16 protein-coding genes are annotated in these 19,330 nt (G+C 59.9%); 8 read left to right on the forward strand and 8 right to left on the reverse strand.

The genetic code is table 11. The features are described from left to right. Positions 1-4: 4 nt before the first annotated feature. The 3 genes from H3V53_RS20110 (at position 5) to H3V53_RS20120 (ending at position 3,372) form a co-directional block, all read left to right on the forward strand. Positions 5-1,195, forward strand: coding sequence for an ABC transporter permease (locus tag H3V53_RS20110; protein WP_336599454.1), 1,191 nt, complete (start codon positions 5-7; stop codon positions 1,193-1,195). Continuing rightward, positions 1,192-2,118 carry an ABC transporter permease gene (locus H3V53_RS20115; RefSeq protein WP_336599455.1) on the forward strand — a complete coding sequence of 309 codons (927 nt, stop codon included), beginning with the start codon at positions 1,192-1,194 and terminating at the stop codon, positions 2,116-2,118. The genes H3V53_RS20110 and H3V53_RS20115 overlap by 4 nt, the downstream gene beginning before the upstream one ends. Positions 2,119-2,394: 276 nt before the next feature. Continuing rightward, positions 2,395-3,372: a BMP family ABC transporter substrate-binding protein gene (locus H3V53_RS20120; protein WP_336599456.1), complete on the forward strand. Its 978-nt coding sequence runs from the start codon at positions 2,395-2,397 to the stop codon at positions 3,370-3,372. A 165-nt stretch (positions 3,373-3,537) separates the two neighbouring features. On the opposite strand, the gene H3V53_RS20125 is transcribed toward H3V53_RS20120, so the two are convergent. The 6 genes from H3V53_RS20125 to H3V53_RS20150 form a co-directional block, all read right to left on the reverse strand. Then, positions 3,538-4,884, reverse strand: coding sequence for an NAD(P)/FAD-dependent oxidoreductase (locus H3V53_RS20125; RefSeq protein ID WP_336599457.1), 1,347 nt, complete (start codon positions 4,882-4,884; stop codon positions 3,538-3,540). Continuing rightward, on the reverse strand, positions 4,823-5,032 hold the full coding sequence (locus H3V53_RS20130) for a 4Fe-4S domain-containing protein (RefSeq protein ID WP_054921520.1): 210 nt from the start codon (positions 5,030-5,032) through the stop codon (positions 4,823-4,825). Before H3V53_RS20130 ends, H3V53_RS20125 begins: the two co-directional genes overlap by 62 nt. Positions 5,033-5,053: 21 nt before the next feature. Then, complete coding sequence (locus H3V53_RS20135; RefSeq protein WP_336599458.1) at positions 5,054-6,133, reverse strand: aromatic ring-hydroxylating dioxygenase subunit alpha; 1,080 nt, start codon at positions 6,131-6,133, stop codon at positions 5,054-5,056. A 215-nt stretch (positions 6,134-6,348) separates the two neighbouring features. Further along, a complete protein-coding gene (locus H3V53_RS20140; protein ID WP_336599459.1) occupies positions 6,349-7,404 on the reverse strand; it encodes an aromatic ring-hydroxylating dioxygenase subunit alpha in 1,056 nt (351 codons plus the stop codon). Between the two features lie 179 nt (positions 7,405-7,583). Further along, the gene (locus H3V53_RS20145) at positions 7,584-8,555 is read right to left on the reverse strand and encodes a PDR/VanB family oxidoreductase (RefSeq protein WP_336599460.1); all 972 of its coding nucleotides are present in this window, start codon (positions 8,553-8,555) and stop codon (positions 7,584-7,586) included. A 160-nt stretch (positions 8,556-8,715) separates the two neighbouring features. Beyond that, a complete protein-coding gene (locus tag H3V53_RS20150) occupies positions 8,716-9,105 on the reverse strand; it encodes a VOC family protein (protein WP_336599461.1) in 390 nt (129 codons plus the stop codon). Between the two features lie 403 nt (positions 9,106-9,508). Between H3V53_RS20150 and H3V53_RS20155 the strand changes: the two genes are divergently transcribed. From H3V53_RS20155 to H3V53_RS20175, 5 genes are all read left to right on the forward strand, one after another. Further along, positions 9,509-10,726, forward strand: a complete 1,218-nt coding sequence (locus H3V53_RS20155; protein ID WP_336599462.1) for an NAD(P)/FAD-dependent oxidoreductase — start codon at positions 9,509-9,511, stop codon at positions 10,724-10,726. 158 nt (positions 10,727-10,884) lie between these two features. Further along, positions 10,885-12,492, forward strand: a complete 1,608-nt coding sequence (locus tag H3V53_RS20160; protein ID WP_336599463.1) for a PAS domain-containing hybrid sensor histidine kinase/response regulator — start codon at positions 10,885-10,887, stop codon at positions 12,490-12,492. 151 nt (positions 12,493-12,643) lie between these two features. After that, entirely contained in the window at positions 12,644-14,080 is a 1,437-nt protein-coding gene (locus H3V53_RS20165; RefSeq protein ID WP_336599464.1) for an aminotransferase-like domain-containing protein, read from the forward strand. A 299-nt stretch (positions 14,081-14,379) separates the two neighbouring features. Then, positions 14,380-14,583, forward strand: coding sequence for a cold-shock protein (locus H3V53_RS20170; protein WP_035988139.1), 204 nt, complete (start codon positions 14,380-14,382; stop codon positions 14,581-14,583). A gap of 522 nt (positions 14,584-15,105) precedes the next feature. After that, positions 15,106-16,002 carry a hypothetical protein gene (locus H3V53_RS20175; RefSeq protein WP_336599465.1) on the forward strand — a complete coding sequence of 299 codons (897 nt, stop codon included), beginning with the start codon at positions 15,106-15,108 and terminating at the stop codon, positions 16,000-16,002. Positions 16,003-16,174: 172 nt separating this feature from the next. Here H3V53_RS20175 and H3V53_RS20180 read toward each other — a convergent pair whose 3' ends face one another. Further along, positions 16,175-17,578: an ATP-binding protein gene (locus H3V53_RS20180; RefSeq protein ID WP_336599466.1), complete on the reverse strand. Its 1,404-nt coding sequence runs from the start codon at positions 17,576-17,578 to the stop codon at positions 16,175-16,177. Continuing rightward, positions 17,575-19,236: an FAD-dependent oxidoreductase gene (locus H3V53_RS20185; protein ID WP_336599467.1), complete on the reverse strand. Its 1,662-nt coding sequence runs from the start codon at positions 19,234-19,236 to the stop codon at positions 17,575-17,577. Before H3V53_RS20185 ends, H3V53_RS20180 begins: the two co-directional genes overlap by 4 nt. Between the last annotated feature and the right edge of the window lie 94 nt (positions 19,237-19,330).

The following is a 19,330-nucleotide window of genomic DNA, read 5'->3' on the forward strand; positions in this document are numbered from 1 at the left end:
ATCCATGACAGACACCGTACCGTCCGGTCAGGCCGAAGCGTGCGTGCAGGACCGCGCGCGCAACGACGAACCTGCCGCTTCCTTCGGACCGCACCCCGCGGGCGCCGTTGCAGATCCTCCACGCCGCTTTTCGCCAGCGCGGCATTACGCGCTGGAGTTACGCCAGGACATGGCGTGGCACAAGCAGGGCATCGTGCTCGCATCGTCGATCGTGGTGGGCCTCGCTATCTGCGCCGTGATCCTGATGGCAGCGGGCATTTCCGGCCGCGACCTGTTCAATGAGTTCGTCGTCGAGACACTGGGCAATGCCGAGAGCATCCGCACTGTCCTCATCCAGGCCGCACCGTTGGTCATGATTGGACTCGCCGCAGCAATGGCATTTCGCGTGCGCTTCTGGAATCTCGGCCTCGAAGGTCAGATGGTATGGGGCGCCATCGCCGCGACGGCCGTCGTGCTCGGCGATGTCGGCTCATCCGGCGCGAGGTTATGGCTGATGGGCGCCGCTGCGCTGGCGGGTGGCGCACTGTGGGCAGTACTACCGCTCGTGCTCAGGATGCGCCTGGGCATCAGCGAAATCATCTCGACGCTGATGCTCAACTACGTGGCGGGCAATTTCCTGCTCAACCTTGTCTATGGCCAATGGAAGGACCCGAAAGATTCATTTCCTCATTCGCGTGTCTTCCTCGTCACCGAGCGCCTGCCGGACCTTTGGAACGGATGCAGCAGCGCGATCCTGCTAGCCGCATTATTTGCGCTCGCCGCCTGGTGGTTTCTGCAGCGTAGCCGTGCGGGCGTCTACATGCGATTTGTCAGCATCAACGCACGCGCGGCGCACGCCCTCGGTGTACCCGTGCGCAATGTGGTCGCCGGCGCCGTCCTGCTGTCAGGTGCGCTGGCGGGGTTTGCCGGATTCATCGTGGTCGCGGGCCAGGAAGCACGGCTCACGCAGGACTTTTACGCGGGATACGGCTTCTCCGGCATCCTGATCGCCTTCCTCGCCCGCAACAATCCGATCGCCGCCAGCGTCGTCGCGCATCTGGTGGCCGCATTATTCGTCACCGGCCGCAGCCTGCAAGTGCTCTATCAGATTCCGTTCTCAATGGTGCAACTGATCCAGGCGATTCTCGTCATCACGGTTGCCGCATCTGACTTCTTCATCCGTTACCGCCTGTCGCCTGTGGGGAAGACCGCATGAACCTGATCTCGAGTTGGATCGGCAATGTGCCGGACTTTGCCGTGCCTTTCGCGCTTGCCTCTCTTGGTTTGATCGTCAGCGAGCGGGCGGGCGTCCTCTCCCTGGGCGCCGAAGGTTTGATGCTAGTCGGAGCGCTGGCCGGCATCGGTGCACAGCTCACTGCCCAGCACGCGGGTATCGCGTTGATCGTCTCCATGCTGGCGGGTGGCATCGTGTCGATCCTGTTCGCTGTGATGGTCGTGTGGTTGCGCGTCAATCAGGTCATTTCGGGGCTGGCGCTGGTGTTCTTTTGCCAGGGACTGACCAGCCTGGTGGGCACCTTGACGGGTTGGGTCAACCAGCCCGTCAGCGGCCTGCCCGTCATTGCGCTGACGCCTCTCACGCAGCTTCCGTTGCTTGGGCCTCTGTTCAGGCAGAACCTCGTCGTCTATCTGACACCGCTGATTTTTGCGGGCGTCGCCTGGTATCTCGAACGTACCGTCAGTGGGCTGCGTTTGCGCTCAGTCGGAGAGAACCCCCAGGCCGCCGACGCCGCCGGCTTGCCCGTGTTGCGACTCCGGTTTCTCGCCATCATCGCCGGTTCGATGCTGGTGGGGTTGGCGGGAGGATACATCGCGGTGGTCAGCACCCATATCTGGGTCGCCGACATCACCAACGGACGAGGATGGATCGCGGTGGCCCTCGTCATCTTTGCGCGCTGGTCGCCGGGCCGCGCGCTGATTGGCGCACTGCTGTTCGGCGCGATCGAGGCACTGATTCCGCAAATGGCCGCGGCCGGCATCAGCCTGCCGCAGTACTACGTGCTCTCGACACCGTACGTGATCACGCTCGCCGTGATGATTCGGGTTGCAATCGCAAGCCGCGGCGCCGACGACACGCCATGCGCACTCGGCGAACCCTACATCCGCGAGGAGCGGCGATAAGCCGTCCGCGTACCGAGCAACCGGTCCCGCTGCGCCCGCGCTACGCACGCTCGTCGATCGGCGAAGCGCGATGCCTGCATTTCCGCCCCTGGAAAAAGCAGTGACGGGCACGCTCGTCACCAGGCTTTGGTTCAGGCAACTGGTCGCATCCCCAACTTCCTTCAGAGGTGACTTATGCGTCGTCGTTTTCTGGCAGTGGCAATATCGATGGCTTTAAGCGGCATCACCACAGCGCATGCGGACGGCTTTGCTCTCAAAGCCAAACCCAGGATCGCGATGGTGTACTTCAGCTCGAAAACCGACGGTGGCTGGTCTCAATCGTTCGATGAAGCGAGAGCGAAGATGGAGACGGCGTTTGGCGAGAAGATTGCCTATGTGGAGAACGTTCCCGAAGTGACAAGTGTGGTCGAATCCACCGTCGAGCAGCTGATCAAGCGTGGCAACAACATCATCATCGGCACGGCATTCGGCTACGCCGACGCGTTCAAGGATCTCGCGAAGCGTCACCCTGATGTCGCCTTTCTCAATGCAGCGGGCACCGCCAACGGTCCGAATCTCGAATCGTTTTACGGCCGCACCTACGAAAGTCAGTACCTCTGCGGCATGGCAGCAGCAGCGGCCTCCAAAACCGGCAAGCTCGGTTTCGTCGCCGCCAACCCTTTCGGGGTCGTCAACTGGACCATCAATGCTTACGAACTCGGCGCGCGAAAGGTCAATCCCAACGCGCAGCTCACCGTCGTGTTCACGGGCTCGTGGGACGACCCCGTCAAGGAGCGCGCAGCGGCCACCGCCCTCGCCGATCACGGGATCGACGTGATCGGCCAGCACGTCGATTCCCCGACCATCCAGCTCGTTGCGCAGGAGCGCGGCATACATGGCACCGGGCACCATCGCGACATGCGGTCCTTCGCGCCCAAAGCCACCGTCTGCTCGTCCGTCTGGGTGTGGGACAGATTTCTCATTCCCGAAGTGCGCAAGATCGCCGCGGGCTCCTGGCAACCGGCACCGAACGGCGTGCTGATCGAAATGAAGGACGGCGGCACCGATATCGCCGGCTTCGGCAGCGCCGTTCCCGCAGACAAGCAGGCGCTCATCCTGGCTGAGCGCGACGCGATCATCAAAGGCAAGCAGATCTATGCCGGCCCGCTCAGCGATAACGATGGCAAGCCGCGTGTGTTAGCGGACCAGGTACTTCCCGATCAGGATCTCTGGAAAATGAACTGGTTCGTCAAGGGCGTCATCACCCAGAAATAGCACGTAGCCAGCCGTTCGCCTTAAACGGCTTCAGGGAAGAACCTGCGCAGCATCGTGGCAGGTTCTTCCCGTTTCAAAGTTCAAAAGGCTTCGACGCATATGCACCGTGCGGCACGTGCGTGGATCCGGCGCGGTGAACGCAGTGTGAGGCTGACTCTGCCGACCTCACACCTCGTCGAGGCAATCGTTCGCGACCTTGCCAACGCCTTTGGTCAAAGCTGCGCACGCGTGATCCCAGCGCGTTTGCCTTTCGATGAGAACCTTGGCCAGCATCAGGTCCTTCGATTCGTCGAGCGCAAGAGCACCGCACAGAACATCACCCTTCCTGTAACACGCAAGAAAGCGCCGGCTCTCGAACGAGCCCTTGACTACCCTGACCTCGTCCGCCATCTCCGACCCCGCAAACTGGATGCGGTGACCATATTGATCGGACCAGAAATAGTTGCTTCCGACGAACGGCGTTCTCGCCTCGTAACCGGCCATGATGTTTCTCGCGACATGTCGCCCTTGCTCCGCGGCATTCGTCCATTGCTCGCAACGCATCGATCGGCCAAACATTGCGTTGGGCCAATACGCAACGTCGCCCGCTGCATAGATACCGGGCGGCCCCGCCGCTAACGCGGCGTCGCACGCAATGCCGCCTGTCAGCGTGAGGTCAGAGCCCGCCAGCCAGTCAATGTTGGGCGTCGAGCCAACACCGACGACCAGCACGTCGCAAGCAATCCGCTGTCCGTCGCTCAGCAGGATTTCTTCGACGCGCTCCGTGCCGTAGAGTTCGGCGATGGTCAGGCCACAGAGCAGCGCGACGCCATGGTCCGAATGCAGTGCAGACAGCTGTGCGCCCATCTGCGGACCGACTGCCCGCTCAAGCGGTGTTGCCGCCAGGTTCACGATGGTGGTCTCCAGTCCCAAGGAGCGCGCACTGGAGGCTACCTCCGCGCCGATGAAGCCGGCACCCAGTATCACCACGCGCGGACTGCCCTTTGCAAGGGCCGCGCGAAGCTTCAGTGAGTCGTCGATAGTGCCAACCGTATGGATGCCGCTCAAGTTTGATTTGAGCGGAAGAGGACGAGGCGTCGAGCCCGTACAGATCAGCAAGTCATCAAATCCTATCGACGCACCGCCCGCGACCAGCACGCGCTCGCGAACGCGCAACTCGCTTGCGCGATGCGAAAGGTACAAGTCCACGTCATGGTCGCGATAAAAGCTCTCGCTACGGTATGCGATCTGCTCTGGCGTCGTTGCGCCGAGAAGCAATGCCTTCGAAAGCGGCGGCTTGTCGTACGGCAAGCGCGACTCCGAAGATACGATCGCGATCTTGCCGTCGTAGCCCCGCTTGCGCAGCTCCTCAGTCGCGCGTAATCCAGCTAGACCGCCGCCGACGATCACCGATCGCCGGCGGCTCCCTGACCTGTTCGATTGATTCACGAAGCCCCTCCCTGCTTGCAGGTTATTTCGAGCAAGCTGTTTCGTTGAGCCGGATCGCCTCGACGGGACAGCACGCGATCGCATCCTCTGCTTCCTTGACCTCCTTGGGGGTGGTGCATTCGCTCTTGATCACGATCAATCGCGCATTCCCGTCAAGGTCGAACAACGTTGGCGCGAGAGAAATGCACATTCCCGCGCAGACGCACTTATTCATATCCACTTCGATCTTCATTTCGCTCCACCTCCCGATGGTTCATTCACGAGTCAACTGTTTTGCGAGTTCCAGCAGCCAAAGCCTGTACTCGACAGAGAATTTGTCGACACCCTTCAGATGCATCTCTTTCGTCAAGTCTTCCGGCAATTCCTCCGGGCGTTGCGACTCGACGACATACTTGTCCTGATCGTAGATCAGCTTGACGAAGTCACTCAGCTCCTGCTTTGCATTATTCCGATCGCCAAAGTCGCGAGACGACACGGTGAAGTTGCGGATCTTCTTCGGCCCCATTGGTGTAGGGTGGAACAGCAGGTGGTACCGGTTGCCGTCCTGAAACGTGATGTCGTACACGCAGGTCAACGGCATGAACACGCGCCAGTTGAAACGCAGGCGGAGATAGGGGTCTTCCGGCTTGTCCTTGCCACCCCATGCTGCCGAATCGATCGGCACCCGAACCCATGCATCCTGTCCCTGAAGGTTTTCGAGTTTGTTGTCGTTGCGCCAGACGTCATGCGGAGGAACCTGAGGAACCGTGCGATCGGCAAGGTAACCATCGTGGAGGATCGCGAAATGCGAGTAGTCGGTGTAGTTCTCCACCCGGCGAGGGGCGCTGCACTTCCAGTCATCGGGAGGAACGGCTACATAATGAAACTCCGGATCGTCCCAGACGGGATATTCGGGAAGCGGAAAATGCGGCTTGTCTTCGAGACAGACCCAAACCATTCCGTACTTTTCAACGGACTGGTAACGCCTTGTCTGCGCGCGCAGATGCCCCGCCAGGTCGGGCCGCTGCGGAGCGAGCGCCAGGTGTCCCTCCTGATCGAATTGCCAGCCGTGATATGGACATTCCAGACGGCAACCGTCGCGCACGGTCCCGATGGACAACCGTGTTCCGCGATGCGGGCACAGATCGTCGAAGACCGAGATTTCGCCGTTCAATCGAACGATAACGATATCCTGCTCACACAGCGTGAAGCCAACTGGCTGGTCGGTGACCTCATGCGAATAGGCGACAACATGCCAGAAGTGTCGCAGCGAACGATAGACTTTCGCTTCACCCTCCACATTCAACTCATTACCTCTTGTCACAACCTGCTTGAGCTTGGGGACTGTCGACATCTCGTACTCCTCATTTACTTGAGCGCATTGAACCAGCAAGTGACTCTCTTAGCTAAGGCTTGAAGTCCAAAACGTTCGTCTCCTTTTTGATCCGCATTCGGCGCACTTCACGAAAGTGGCCTGAATTTCTGCGGTACTTTTTTGTTGCCATCTGAAAAGCTTTGGAACACGCCTCGTTTCCGGCGCGAGCGCACGTCATCCAACGGGTTCCATGGTCAGGCGTCCCTCGACTCATTGAACCTTTCGAACAACCACCGCCGGTATTCGATTGAAACGGCGTCCGACCCGCGCACGGGAATCTCCCGCTCGTCCCTGCCGTCTCCTGTGAAACTGAACCAGATCGGCCGTTGAGACTCGATAATCTGCTTGTCCTCCGACAGAATCGTCGCTTCAAGGTCCATGAAATACCGATCGGACATCGGGTCCGTGCGAAAGTCGCGCGCCTGCCACCAGAAACTGCGCGTCAAGTTCTCGGTAGCGGGAGAGGCCGTCATGAACAGGACATAGTGCTTGCCGTTCGGAAACTGGAAATTCACGTGAACGGTTGCCGGCAAATAGACGTGGTACTGATTGACGGGGGTGACCTTGTCGTCCCTCACCGGGAACAGCGTCTTGTAGAGATCGGGGCCGGGCGGCTTGTCGCCGCTGCGGTCAAAACGCAGCACGTGACCTTCGCGCCAGACCGTCACTGTCTCGACGACCGGGTTGTCGCGTGCGCCGATCGTACCGTCGTGTACGTAAGGAAAATGGCTGAAGTCGACAAAGTTCTCCAGCCGGCGCGGAGCACTCGTCGCCCACTCGTAGATCGGCCCCTGCAAGATCCGGAAATTCGGATCGTCCAGTTCCGGAAAGTCCGGCAGTGGCGCGACTGGATTGTCGAGCGCGACCCAGATCAGCCCTGCGTGTTCCGCGGCATGGTAGCAATCGACGGAAACGCTCATCGATTGCGTCATCTCCTCGCGCGCGGGAATGCGAACGCATTGACCGCCACCGTCGAAGCGCCAGCCGTGATAGGGGCACTCGATCGTTCCGTCGACAACGTCGCCCAACGCCAATGCCGTTCCCTTGTGCGGACACCGCCCATGCATCGCACGGACCTGCCCGTTAAGACGCGCCACAACCACGGACTCGCCCAACAGGGTGACTCCAAGCGGCTTATCCGTCAATTCCCCCGAATATGCGACCGCGTGCCAATACTTGCGCATCGCGATAAAGAGGTCAGGCTTTGGGGCCTTCTCGAGGTTAGCCGGAATGTCTGCAAGATTCGTCATGTCGGATACTCCCTCCGTCAATAGTGATGGACGCCGCCCTCGACCGATTGGCATTGCCCTTGTACTAGCCCTCTAAATCGACTCGCTTGAACCGATATTTGGCGAGCCATCCCATGCGCATGGTGTGTCGCGGGGATTGCGTGACAAGCGACTGGTTCTTCCCTGGCGTGTACTGTGTCCTAGATATCCAGAACCAATCGCTCTCCCTTGCATCGCGATACACAGATCATCATGGTCCGGTTCGACGCACGCTCTTCCCGAGTCAATACGCAGTCCCGGTGGTCCGGCTCGCCTTCGATCACAGTGGTTTCGCATGTGCCACATATCCCTCGCTGACATGACGTCAACACAGGCACGCCGTTCTCATGGAGCACCTCGAGGATTGAACGCTCGCGTGGCACCACGAAGGTTTGACCCCGTCTCAGCAGCGTGATCGTGAAGGCCTCGCCATGCGGCTTCAATTCGGTCGCCGGGGCCTTGAAGTATTCAAGGTGGACCCGCTCAGGAGCAACGTCGGCGAGCGCCTTCGAAAACGCGTCCATCAACGGCGTCGGACCGCAGCAATAGAAATCGGCCTGCGTTCCGTGCGCCGCCCGCACATCGTCGAGATTCAGGGATGCCGCGCCGGGCTCCCCATCGAACACACAATGAAGCGCGCCGTCAGTGGAGTTCGACGACAATTCGCTTAATTCACGCAGAAATGCAGCCTTGGCCGGCGTACGGGCACAGTAGTAGAAGTCCCAGCTTCTACCCAGCTCGCACAAGCGCCGAACCATGGCGAGCAACGGCGTCACACCAATGCCGCCCGCGACGAAGACCGAATGCGCCGCCGTCTCGTTCAACGGGAAGTGATTGCGCGGTGCGCTCACAATCAGGCGGTCGCCGACCGCTACGGAATCGTGCATCCGCATCGACCCGCCATTGCCGGCAGGGTCACGATGGACGGCCACCACGTATCGATAACGTTCGTGGGGATTCGTCAGGGAGTACTGCCGTATCAAGCCGGCGGAAACATGCACGTCGAGATGCGCTCCCGGTGCAAATGCCGGCAATTCGCCAGCAATTGGCCACAGTTCAAACGAGCGCACAGTCTCAGCCTCGAGCCGGATGCCGCGCACCTCGACCTCAAATGTCTCCGTTGCCGCTTTCATTCTCTCTCCACGTCTCGGCCAGTCCGTCGTCTTCTATCTGAAGTACACGTCGATTTTCCGTTTCTCGCGATTTGCCTTCATGGAAATGCAACGTATCGCACCCTCGACAAAGTGCTGCGTGACGTCGATGCGTCTGCATACGAAGCGCAGCAAAGCATGTTCATGGCAGGACGTGATTGATACGGAATACATTGCCTTCTGGATCGAGCATGACAGCCTGATACCAGTGATAGTAGGTCTCGTACGGCGCTTTGATGAGCGTGGCGCCCGCCTTGACCGCCAGCGGCACCAGCCTGTCCACTGCTTCTTTCGTTTCCAGATCGAAGTTCAGCAAAAACCTGACGCCCTTGACGTCATTGAATTCGGCGAGTCCGAGCAAGGTATAAGCGTCGCGCGCGTTGAACCCTATGTTGCTCTTGCCGGCATCGAGTCCCCGGAAAATCGGAGACCGGATCGACTCGATCTCCGGGAAGTCAAATACCTGCTGATAAAAGGAACTGAGCGCTACGATATCTTCGGCAAAGACATTGACGTAAGAGAGGTATGCCATTGACTATTCCTCGTTCTACCGTTTGGGTCTCTGCGCACGACGACGGCTTTTCTTTCGTACGCTTTCTGGCATAGTGCCCCTTCATGCGTGCTCTGGACATGTGCAGTACACGTTGCTTTTCTCAAACGCAGCGGATTCGATGACAAACCGTGCAGGTCGCGAAATCAGTACAGTTGGCTACCGTCGATACATGCGTAAAGAGCGTGCGTCATGCGCGATTCGATGCGCTTATGGCCGCCGAAATGCATTGACCGGGTGCTAACATAGAGACGTTTGCAAATGAGCTCGAATGGCAGATGTTCATCGAACGCTCTTCGATGACACACGCGCGATCGGCTCATCGCCACAACGGGGTAATCAAGAAGAATGGGATTCCGGAAAACCCAGGCGTCTGAGGTCAACCATGTCTTTGAGCAACGTCGTTGTCGTTGGTGCAAGCGTCGCTGGACTGCGAGCGGTAGAGACGCTTCGCCGTGAGGGCTTCGGAGGCAACATCACGCTGGTAAGCGCAGAGCCGCACGCGCCGTATGACCGACCGCCGCTGTCCAAGCAGATCCTGACCGGTGAGATTCGCCCGGAGCAACTGCTGTACCGTGATATCAGCTGGTTCGCGGAACAACGGGTGGAACTGCTTCTGGGCACCCCTGCGAGCGGGCTCGACATCAACAGATCGCAGGTCCGGATCGGCGAACAGTGGATGCAATACGACGGACTGGTCATCGCCACAGGCGCACGCGCGCAGCAACTGGAAATGGGCCGGTCGCTGGCGGAGATCTATACGCTGCGCACAATTGACGATGCCTTGGCTATAAAGGAGAAGATCCTGCCGGGTATCAGGGTGGTCATCATCGGCGCGGGTTTTATCGGTTCCGAGGTGGCTTCGAGCGCCGCGGCAAGTGGTGCACAGGTAACCATACTGGAAAGCGGCAAGCATGCGATGTCTCGCGCAGTGGGCGCACGACTGGGTCACGCGTTGGGCCAACTGCATGGCGAGTTCGGCGTCAACCTGGTATGCAACGCACGCGTGGCTGGTTTTGGTGGAGACGATCGCGTCGAATCGGTGCGGCTCGAAGATGGTTGGGAGCTGCCTGCCGACATCGTGGTGATCGGTATCGGTGTTTTACCGAATACGGAATGGCTGGCCGACTCCGGATTGAAACTCGGCGATGGCCTGCTGTGTGACGAAACGCTCAACGCCGGACCAGATGCGGTATACGCTGCCGGGGATGTAATGGCCTGGCCGAATGAATGGTGGGGTGGCGTCATGCGCGGAGAGCAATGGCTTGTTGCCGCCGAGCAAGGGATGCACGCCGCGAAAAACCTGTTGACCGGCCGTGCGCAAGCACGCCCCTTTTCGACAATACCGTACTTCTGGACTGACCAGTACGGATGCCGCATTCAGGTTGCCGGCCGGACAGACCTGGGAGAACTTGTCCCGCTCGTCGGTGAGGAGACGGAACGTCCCTTCCTGTGCGCGTTCAGGCACGACGATCGGATCACCGGCATATTCGCAATCAATGCGCCAAGGGCGTTCGCAATGCTAAGAAGTACGTTGCAGCAGCATCGTCATTTCGACACCGCGATAGAAAGCGTCAGCAAGCATCTTGCCGCTGCCGAGTAATTCGCTAATCGCCCCCGCTACTGAACTGCTTTCCGGGCGACCGACATTCACCTGGCACTGAACGACCGTATCGCAAAAGACGGCTGGTGAAGTCGGCGACGGCAACGATGGGCAAAGAGGTTTTCCAGGTATAGCGCGACGAATTGTTGGGGTAGATCATGCGAAAGCACCGCACGGACAGACTGGCAGGACTCGTCTCTTCACTAACAGAAGCTGACGACAGCGATCGACGCTTCAGGCTACTGGCGGATGCGATCCCGCAAATGGTATGGGCCGCTGGGCTGGACGGCAGAAATAACTATTGCAACGCACAATGGGTGAGCTATACAGGGCTTACCTTTGAGCAAAGCAAAGGCTGGGGCTGGACACGAGCGGTCCATCCGGACGATCTGCAGCGTTGCTTTGAAGCCTGGTCAGCAGCCGTCGAAAAGGGTGAGGCTTACGAAATCGAATACCGTTGGAAAAGGGCCTCCGACGGTGCGTATCGATGGCAACTAGGTCGTGCGCTGCCCGTCAAGGATGCGAATGGGAATGTTGTCGAATGGTTCGGCACCGTGACCGACATCGAGGACCAGAAGCAGATGCAAGCCGTAGCCGAACGCGCAGCACGCACGGGAACGGAATTTCTCTGCAGCGCCAGCGACGAATTGCGCAGTCCGCTCAAAGCGATTCTTGATTACGCGGAGTCGATGGCGGCCGAGTTTCCGGAAGCCACACCTTCCCAGCAAGCCCGCATAGAACAGCTTGGCGCGGCCTGCCGGCATCTGTCGAAACTGATTGACGAAATCCTCGATCTCGCGAAAGTGGAATCCGGCCAGGTGATGGTTTCGGCCGAGCCCGTGCTGCTCGACGACGTGCTGCGTGAATGCAGGGCCAAAATCGAGCCACTGGCGCAACGGCGCGGTATTCGTCTGGGTTTTCCCGCGCGCGATACCTCGTGCTTCGTGCGTGCCGATCCGATGCGCCTGAAGCAGATTCTCACTAACCTGCTGACCCACGCCGTTACATACAACCACGCGAACGGTAAGGTCGAAGTGAGTTGCAAGACTCCCGCGCCGGGCCGCGTTCGCGTCAGCATTCGCGACACTGGCATGGGATTGTCCCCGGAGCAGCTAGCGCAACTTTTCCAGCCATTCAAGCGCCTCGGCCAACAGAGCGGGCCCGATGAAGGCGCGCGTATCGGTCTCGCGGTGGCCAAGAAGCTGGTCGAGTTGATGAGCGGCGTCATCGGCGTCGACAGTCAGGTCGGGAGCGGCAGCACGTTCTGGATCGAGCTAGCCGCGGCACAGCCGCCAGATATCACGGAGACTGGCCCCGTCCCGCCCGCCTCGTCCGCGGCACGATCGCCCGACGAAGCGGCAGCTGCGCCGTTCCATACGTTGCTTTGTGTCGACGACAATCCAGCCAACCAGGAGCGCGTACGACAAGCCATTAGCGGCCGTACCGATATCCGCTTGCTGACTGCGGTCACCGGACAACTGGGTCTCGCGCGCGCCTTCGCCGCTGCGCCGGATGTCATCGTGATCGATGTTCATCTGCCGGATGTCAGCGGCGACGAAGCACTGAAAATTTTCCGCAACAATCCGGTCACGGCGCATACCCCCGTGATCGCTCTTAGCGCGAATGCAACGGCAGACGATATCCAACGCGGCCTGAAGGCGGGATTCGTCCGCTATCTGCCCAAGCCAATCGACGCAGGCCAGTTGACGGAGGCAGTCAGCTTCGCGCTGGAGCACAGACGAAATGCGGCACCCAAAAACGCATGACGAGTCGACGCTTTGACTCTGCATTGTGCTCACGCTTGCCAACCAACTTACTGGGCTTACGAAACCGCCTCTACGAGGGAACAAAATGCCAAACAGTCATTCTGGCCCTCCGTCACCGCCGGATGCAGCCTCGCCATGTCGTGAATCCACATTGGTCGAAGAGCTTCGCGTCGAACGCCACAGAGGGGTGAGTCTGGTCGATCAGATCGTCGCGAAACTGGAGCAGCTGGTCGACTCCGCCGTGTTGAGAGCGGGCACGAAGACACCCTCGGTCAGAGAACTCGCGCGACTGCTCGAGGTCAGCACTTTCACCGTTGCCGAGGCCTATGAAGTTTTAGTATCGAGGCGAGTACTAATTTCGCGACCGGGGTCCGGCTATTTCGTCACGTCTCGCGCGGGGCAACTCTCGACGCTCTCCGACATGCCCCCGAAGGCGATGGAGGCAGCCGCCGACTCCTGGCTTCCCGTGCTCGTATGGGATCAAAACCCCGATCTGCTGCCAGTCGGTTCGGGTGTGCTTCCGCCTGAGTGGTGCAGCGAAAGCATGATACTTCAGGGCGTCAGGCAGGCGATCAAGATGCCTGCTGAGCGTCTTGTAGGCTACGGACACCCGCTCGGATTTCCTCGCCTGCGCCAATTGCTGGCGCGGGAACTGACCGAGCGATTTTGCGCCGTCTCGCCTGACCAGATCATACTGACCAACGGCGTGTCACATGGACTGGATCTGATTGTACGAAGTCTCCTCAAAGCCGGTGATACTGTGTTGGTGGAGGACCCCGGCTATTTCAATCTCCATTCCTTGTTGCGTAGCCACGGTGTGAATATGGTGGGTGTTCCCCGGACTCAGGAAGGACTAGACGTCGACCAGCTGGCCGTGCTCGCTGCAACTCACCGACCCAAGGCGATGTTTGTCAACACGGTATTGCAGAACCCGTTGTCCACCACGCTTTCGCCAGCGCATGCCTATCGAGTGATTGCTCTGGCCGAACAGTATGATCTACTGATCATCGAGGACGACATCTTTCGGGATCTCGCGTCGCCATCCGACCCGTCGATGACCTCTTTGGATGGACTGAACAGAGTGATATGCGTCGGCGGATTTTCAAAAACAATTGCTCCGTCGTTGCGCACCGGTTACATCGCATGCCCAATGCGCCTGGTTCACGAGTTGGTAAGCGTCAAGATGGCTAGCGGACTGACGACGTCCGAACTCAATGAACGATACATCATGGAAGTGATGTCCGATCCCGGCTTACGACGCTATATCGACCGCTTGCGTATGCGACTCGCGAACGAACGAGAGCAATTCCTCACGGTGCTGGCGGATGTCGGCATGACCGCCTTAGCCACACCGCGCGGCGGGCTGTTTGTGAGCGCCGGCTGGAATGCGGAGCCGTCGGACCGTTTCAACACTGAACTGATTAGCGCCGCTGGTCTCGAAGCAGGGATTGCGCTTGCGCGCGGCGAACTATTCAGCCTGAAACCCGTTTTGGAATCCGTTTGGTTTCGGTTCAATGTCGCCTATTGCAACTCGCCGCAGCTGCATGCATTCCTTTGCGATGTCTCGCAACGCATGCGCTCGCTTTAGGGAAATGCGAACAAAGCTGGCGCTGCCCGCGCGCCGTCGCATAACGACTGTGTTCATCAAGCGTTTTCGAGGCGGCGTTGGTCGAAGAGTTCTGTTTGCGGCAATGATTACCGCATCGCACGCTGCGTCGCCCGGTTAAAATGCCCACACGGGTCCGACCCCGAAAACCCCATCTGGTTTCCTCCCATTGAAGATTGGCAGGTGTCATCCAGCGTGGTACAAAGTCCTGCGTCCCAGGCGATTGCATCGTATGTGCTCGCAGGCGCAAAAGCGACTTTTCAACATTTACAGGTTCAAAAATGGCAACTGGTACAGTGAAATGGTTCAACGATGCGAAGGGGTTTGGTTTCATTACTCCGGACGAAGGCGGTGAAGATCTGTTCGCCCATTTCTCGGAGATCAAGACTGAAGGCTTCAAGTCGTTGCAGGAAAACCAGAAAGTAAGCTTCGATGTCAAGATGGGCCCGAAGGGCAAACAAGCGGCGAATATCAAACCTGTCTGAAGGCACGCGCGTCTTCCTGATACGTGACGCGCTCTGCACCGATCAACTCTGGTTGAGTTCAGGACGTCGTTGGTCGCCGCGAACATTCGACACACGCGCAATTCGAGCCGCGTGTCGGTCGAGGTTTGTGCAGCCCGATGTCCTGGCGCCCTCTACTCGCGGCGCGGCGATTCACACATCGTCGCTAACGCGTCATAAGACTTGTGTCGCCGCGATCTACCCGTCCCGACGAAAGTCCACGCGATGAGATCAATTTGATCTGCATTGCTTATATTTCTACTGAATCGTTCTTCACTGCGTCGGCTTCTGGCGACCGCGCTCTTGCGGCATCGGCCGAACCGAGCAGCCGATGCAAGACCGGCGGCCAATACCGCTCCCATCTCCTTGTCGAGGCCACCAATCTGAGCGGCTGGCGATAACCGCCATCTTTTGTCCGACGAAGCGCTCGATGGCCGTCTATAAAAGATCACACAACGCGTTCGGCTGGCAGCAAATCAAACAAAGCCCGGTTAGGAGAGCGTGATGAACGATATAGATCAAGAACCCACTGCCCTTGTTTCTCAATTCAAGAGGGCATTGCGATCTTCGGCTACGGCCGCAACAATTGCAGTCGTCGTGGCCGGATGCGGTGGCGGCAGCAGCGACCGTCCAGCCGGTGCGGCGGTCGCCGACGCTGCCGTGATGAGCGCCGCCGATCCCGCCACCAAACGTCCCGCCGCGCAGCCAGGGACCGACAATAGCGCAATCGTTCCTCGCCATGCACGCTTCGACGGGAAAACGTACCGTCAATGGGTGACGTCGTTTTGGCAATGGGTGAATGCGATAGATAACGGCCCCTTTCTGCCAAACCCGCTAATCAACTGCACGCGTCCTATCTCAGCGGGACAAAGCGGTAACGTCTGGTATTGGGCTACGCCCAGCTCCTACTTTCACGCGCTCGACGTCCCCAATGCGCCGCAGACTTGCGACCAGTCGGCGAACGTGATCCCCGCGAACACATCCATCTTGCTGGCGACGCTCGATACGTTTTCTTCCACACTGCTGCCGCCCGGCGTCTACACGCCAACCACGGCGGCAGGCGAACAGGAGATCGCCAACCGTTTTGCTGATCGAATCGAGGACCTGTTCGTCACTATCGACAACGTGCCCGTCACCGACGTCACGGCGTATCGCGTCGCGACCAACCAGTTCACATTTTCAACACCGCTGCGTTGGGTTTTCGGCATGCCGGAATTCATATACGGAACCGGCACGGCCGTAGCTGACGGCTATTACCTGCTTCTGAAACCGCTGCCGGCGGGTTCGCACACGATTCACTATGGCGGCCGCTTCCACTATCTGCCGGGAGACTTCGGGCAGGCAGCCACGCCGCCGGATTACGTAGTGGACATCACGCTCCTGATTACCGTTGGGCCTTAGTGTGTCTGCCGGTCTAACAGGGATGCACTCAATCACGCTGCCAGTTGTGGGCGTGATTGGCGACGAGGCGCGATTGCGAGGCAATGAAATCGCGTAGCGGGCCCTCGAATGGATGGCATCTCGGCATGGGTCCAGGCGCCGATACCACGCCGAAGTCCCACTTGTTTCAGTTTCACCCGGTTGCCGCGTGACCCTGGACCAGCGGCAGCCGCACTTGAAACGTGGTCCCGTCTGCGTGCGACTCCACATTGATTCTTCCGTCGTGTCGATGCACCACGGTCCGGTACGCGATGTGCAAACCCAGACCGTTGCCTTTGCCCGGCGGCTTGGTCGTGAAGAACGGTTCGAACAGCCGTGGAAGCACATCGGCTGGAATGCCGTGCCCCGTATCCCCAATCTCGATCAACGCACAATTGCCCTCCAGGCGCGAGCGGATCGTGAGTTCGCCATGCTGATCCATCGCGTCGATCGCGTTGTCGATCAGGTTGGTCCACACCTGGTTGAGCTCGCTGCCATAGACAGGGACAGGCGGCAACGCGAGATCGAAGTCCCGCTTGACGACGATTCCATGCTTGAGCCGGTGCTGCATGATCGTCAACGTGTCTTCGATTCCGGTGTGTATGTCCACCTCCTGCAACGGCGCCTGGTCCATATACGAGTACGACTTCATGGCCTTGACGATCTCGGAGATGCGGCCGGCGCCAATCCATGCCTGCTCGGACAGAAAGCGCATGTCGAATGTGGCGGCCAGCCAGCGGATGCCGGCGTCGAATTGTTCGGGCGTGACGCTCGATGCAACAGGCGCCAGCTCTTGCGGAGAAAAGCCCGCTGCCACAAGCCGCGGCGCGATCAGCCAGGATTTCGCTATACCGTGCGCCGAAAGCCACTGCGCGACTGCGTCTTCGGCTTCGCTTCGCCGCAATGCGCCTTGAGGCGTTGCATCCAGCGGTGGCGGCGTCCGACTGGCCCATTCGTCGAGCGTCGCCATGACGTCGGCACGCATCGCGCTCGAGACGAGCGCCCGGGTTGCCTGATGCAGGCTGTCGAGCGAATCGCGTAGCCCTTCTGCGGCGCGCGCCACGGCGGCCGCCGGATTGTTCAGTTCATGCGCGAGCCCGGCGGACAGACGGCCCAGTGCGGCGAGCTTCTCTCCGCTGAGAATGAACCTGTCGTAAGCGGAGATTCGTCCGTACATCGAGCGGAAGATCTGCCGGCTAAAGGATTCACATTCGTTAAGGAGTGTGCGGACGACCTGCTCGGATAGCGCGACCAGAAAGCAGTCCGTGTTGGCGACGAAGGTCAATGGCAGCGGCATGCCCGAGAGCAGGGATGCCTCTGCAATGGACACGGGCGCGGCACGTGTGTCGTCGATCACTTGCCGGCCCGCGATCCGCTTTTCCGTCACGAGTTCGCCTTCGAGCAGAATGAACTGGTGCGTGACGGTCTCCCCTTCGCGCAACAGGATCTCGCCCTTCTTCAGCCGATGCTCGGTCAGGTTCGCGCTGAGCCACTGTTTGCGCTCCGCCGGAAGTCCCGCGAGTAGCGGCATTTCGAACAGCCTGGACAAGTCGCTCATGGATTCGCAAGGTACTGGTGAATGAAATGCACGGCAATCGAACCTTCGCCGACGGCCGCCGCCACGCGCTTGACAGAATCGGCGCGCACGTCGCCCGCCGCGAAGATGCCGGGCACACTGGTTTCGAGCAGGTAAGGATCGCGTTCCGGCTGCCATCCCGCGCTCGCGCGTCCTCCCTTGAAGAGCGCGCGGCCCGTCAACAGGAAGCCGTGCTCGTCGCGCTCGACCACACCGCGCAGCCATTCCGTGCACGGTGCCGCGCCGATGAAGACGAACAGTCCGCTGGCCGCAACCGTGTCCGAGCGTCCCGTCTGCGTGTCGCGCAAGGTGATTTCCGCCAGGTGCCCCTGACCGCTCACGCTCTCGACTTCCGTGTTGGGCCGCACGTGAATGTTCTCGGTCTCGTGAATCTGCTCGATCAGATAGTGCGACATGCTGGCGCTCAGCGATGCGCCCCGGCACAGGAGCGTCACGGAACGCGCGTATTTGGAGAGGAACATGGCGCCCTGTCCCGCCGAATTGGCCCCGCCCACGACATATACGTCCTGGTTCGCGCACGCGACGGCCTCTACCAGCGCGGCGCCGTAATAAACGCCGGCTCCCGTGAGTTCCTGGATGCCGCGTGCTTCCAGCTTGCGATAGGACACGCCGCTCGCGACCATCAGCGCGAGACAGCTGACTTCCGATCCATCCGAGAGTTTGACGAACTTGTAGGGCGGCTCCACGCGAAGCCCCACCGCGTGCTGCGTCAAGATCATTTCAGCGCCGAAGCGTCGCGCCTGCATCAGCGCACGCCGCGACAGGTCGGCTCCGCTCACGCCAGACGGAAAGCCGAGATAGTTGTCGATATGCGAACTGGTGCCCGCCTGGCCGCCTGGCGCATCGCATTCGATGATCGCCACGCGCAATCCTTCCGAGGCGCCATACACGGCTGCAGCCAATCCGGCGGGCCCGCCGCCCACGATCACCAGGTCGTAGAACGGCGTCGTCGAGCGTGTGTGCAGCCCGACCTTCTCGGCGATTTGCGCGATCGTCGGGCGGCTCAGCACTGTGGCGTCCTCGAATACCACGACGGGCAACTGCCGCTGCCCTGACGCCAGCGCGTTCAGGAGCGGATCGGCGTCGCCGTGGCGCTCGACGTCGAACCAGCGAAACGGAATGTGATTGCGCGTCATGAAGTCGCGCAGCTGATGTCCAAGCGGCGACCAGCGATGGTCGAGTATCCGGATACCTTGAAATGCGGATCGGAACGACGCGTGCCAGTCGGCGAGCAGGTCATCGAGCGCCGGATAGAAATTCTGCTCGGGAGGATGCCAGGGCTTCAGCAGATACTGGTCAAGATGCACCGTGTTGATCGCACGGATCGCGGCATCCGTATCGGCGTACGCGGTGAGCAGCACGCGCTTGGCTTCCGGAAACAGTTCGATTGCCTGTTCGAGGAACTCGATGCCGCTCATCTTCGGCATGCGCTGGTCCGCAATGAAGAGGGCAATGGAACGGTTTTGCAGACGCAGTTGCTTCGCTGCCTCCAGCGCCGACGTCCCCGACTCCATGCGCACGATCTGGTAATGCTCGCCGTACGCGACCTGCAGATCGCGCGCGACCGCACCGGCTACGATCGGGTCATCGTCGACTGCCAGGATGACGGGCTTCTCCATGACGAATCTGACTCCACGCCTGGGTTGTACGTCGATGCCGGCAACGCACGGTATCGACGGTCATTCAAGACATTCTAGACGCTGCCGTATTCAG

Source organism: Paraburkholderia bengalensis, assembly GCF_037126505.1.
Taxonomy (GTDB): domain Bacteria; phylum Pseudomonadota; class Gammaproteobacteria; order Burkholderiales; family Burkholderiaceae; genus Paraburkholderia; species Paraburkholderia bengalensis.

Bases quoted from the DNA above. Each gene is read 5' to 3' on its own strand.
- H3V53_RS20110 (WP_336599454.1), top strand. From the start codon at position 5: ATGACAGACACCGTACCGTCCGGTCAGGCCGAAGCGTGCGTGCAGGAC.
- H3V53_RS20115 (WP_336599455.1), top strand. From the start codon at position 1,192: ATGAACCTGATCTCGAGTTGGATCGGCAATGTGCCGGACTTTGCCGTG.
- H3V53_RS20120 (WP_336599456.1), top strand. From the start codon at position 2,395: ATGGTGTACTTCAGCTCGAAAACCGACGGTGGCTGGTCTCAATCGTTC.
- H3V53_RS20125 (WP_336599457.1), bottom strand. From the start codon at position 4,884: ATGCGATCGCGTGCTGTCCCGTCGAGGCGATCCGGCTCAACGAAACAG.
- H3V53_RS20130 (WP_054921520.1), bottom strand. From the start codon at position 5,032: ATGAAGATCGAAGTGGATATGAATAAGTGCGTCTGCGCGGGAATGTGC.
- H3V53_RS20135 (WP_336599458.1), bottom strand. From the start codon at position 6,133: ATGTCGACAGTCCCCAAGCTCAAGCAGGTTGTGACAAGAGGTAATGAG.
- H3V53_RS20140 (WP_336599459.1), bottom strand. From the start codon at position 7,404: ATGACGAATCTTGCAGACATTCCGGCTAACCTCGAGAAGGCCCCAAAG.
- H3V53_RS20145 (WP_336599460.1), bottom strand. From the start codon at position 8,555: ATGAAAGCGGCAACGGAGACATTTGAGGTCGAGGTGCGCGGCATCCGG.
- H3V53_RS20150 (WP_336599461.1), bottom strand. From the start codon at position 9,105: ATGGCATACCTCTCTTACGTCAATGTCTTTGCCGAAGATATCGTAGCG.
- H3V53_RS20155 (WP_336599462.1), top strand. From the start codon at position 9,509: ATGTCTTTGAGCAACGTCGTTGTCGTTGGTGCAAGCGTCGCTGGACTG.
- H3V53_RS20160 (WP_336599463.1), top strand. From the start codon at position 10,885: ATGCGAAAGCACCGCACGGACAGACTGGCAGGACTCGTCTCTTCACTA.
- H3V53_RS20170 (WP_035988139.1), top strand. From the start codon at position 14,380: ATGGCAACTGGTACAGTGAAATGGTTCAACGATGCGAAGGGGTTTGGT.
- H3V53_RS20175 (WP_336599465.1), top strand. From the start codon at position 15,106: ATGAACGATATAGATCAAGAACCCACTGCCCTTGTTTCTCAATTCAAG.
- H3V53_RS20180 (WP_336599466.1), bottom strand. From the start codon at position 17,578: ATGAGCGACTTGTCCAGGCTGTTCGAAATGCCGCTACTCGCGGGACTT.
- H3V53_RS20185 (WP_336599467.1), bottom strand. From the start codon at position 19,236: ATGGAGAAGCCCGTCATCCTGGCAGTCGACGATGACCCGATCGTAGCC.